At 63.4% G+C, this 276-nt stretch carries 1 pseudogene; it reads left to right on the top strand.

From position 1 onward, the window contains the following. Positions 1–21 precede the first annotated feature (21 nt). Positions 22–276: pseudogene (locus ACTFO6_RS18745) on the top strand (TonB-dependent receptor); the annotation flags it as partial.

The following is a 276-nucleotide window of genomic DNA, read 5'->3' as shown; positions in this document are numbered from 1 at the left end:
ATGGGAAGAGCGCGTGCGGTCGTGATCAGTCTGGTGGCGATCTTGGGCCTGATCCGGGCTCCTGCGGGATTCGCGCATTATCTTTGGATCGAGACGCATGAAGGGCAGGCGAGGCTGTTCTTCGGCGAGTACCAGGAAGGCAAACGCGAGCGTTCTCCGGGTCGTCTGGATGAAATTCCCGCGCCCCGCGTATTGAGCGTTGCACCCGGGGGAGAATCGCAACCCTTAACGGCGCAACGCCGGGCGGATCACTTCGCGCTCGGCACGGTCCAGCCC

Origin of the sequence: Pelomicrobium sp. G1 (assembly GCF_051905455.1) — a bacterium.
In the GTDB taxonomy this organism is placed as follows: domain Bacteria; phylum Pseudomonadota; class Gammaproteobacteria; order Burkholderiales; family UBA6910; genus Pelomicrobium.
This window is presented reverse-complemented; position numbering and strand designations above follow the sequence as displayed.